This window comes from Arthrobacter sp. MDT2-34-1 (genome assembly GCF_059091365.1).
This window is the reverse complement of the sequence record NZ_JBNHGO010000061.1, coordinates 1-844: the sequence shown is the minus strand read 5'-3', so window position 1 is coordinate 844 and position 844 is coordinate 1. Positions and strand designations below refer to the sequence as shown.

2 protein-coding genes are annotated in these 844 nt (G+C 66.0%); both read left to right on the top strand.

Annotation, left to right across the window (positions count from 1 at the left end):
- On the top strand, positions 1–435 hold a 435-nt coding region (locus AC5RVV_RS17600; RefSeq protein WP_494002643.1), incomplete at its 5' end, for a bifunctional ornithine acetyltransferase/N-acetylglutamate synthase.
- 6 nt (positions 436–441) lie between these two features.
- Positions 442–844 (top strand): acetylglutamate kinase (argB, locus tag AC5RVV_RS17595; protein ID WP_494002642.1); only part of this gene is annotated, 403 nt, incomplete at its 3' end.

Genomic DNA, 844 nt, shown 5'->3' with positions numbered 1-844 from the left:
GCCGCCGGACTCACCGAGGTCTGCACCGATCTGGCCCTGCAGCTGATCCGGGACGCCGAAGGCGCCAGCCATGATATTGCGATCACTACGTTCAATGCGGCCAGCGAGCGGGACGCGGAGGTGGTGGGCCGCGCCGTCGCGCGTTCCAACCTGTTCAAGACGGCGATCTTCGGCAAGGATCCTAACTGGGGACGTGTCCTGTCGGCGGTCGGAACCACCGACGCCGTCTTCGAACCGGACCGCCTCAACGTTGCGATCAACGGCGTCCAGGTCTGCCGCAACGGCGGCATCGGCGATTCCCGCGACCTCGTGGACCTTGGCCCGCGGGACGTGACCGTCGAGATTGACCTTAGTGCCGGCGTCGAACGTGCCACGATCTGGACCAATGACCTGACCCACGACTACGTCCACGAGAATTCCGCGTACAGCAGCTAGGAGAAAATGACTGTGACTGCATCCATGCGCCAGGCCCAGGACAAGGCGGCGACCCTGATCGAGGCCCTGCCATGGATCCAGCGCTTTGCCGGCACCACCGTGGTGGTCAAGTACGGCGGCAACGCCATGGTCAACGATGACCTGCGCCGCGCCTTCGCCGAGGACATCGTGTTCCTGCACCACGTGGGGATCCGTCCGGTCGTGGTGCACGGGGGAGGCCCGCAGATCAACGCGATGCTCAACCGGCTCGGCATCGAATCCGAATTCAAGGGCGGCCTGCGGGTCACGACACCGGACGCCATGGACGTGGTCCGCATGGTGCTGACCGGGCAGGTCGGGCGGGAGCTGGTCGGGCTGATCAACTCCCACGGTCCGTACGCCGTCGGACTGTCCGGAGAGGACGGCGGCC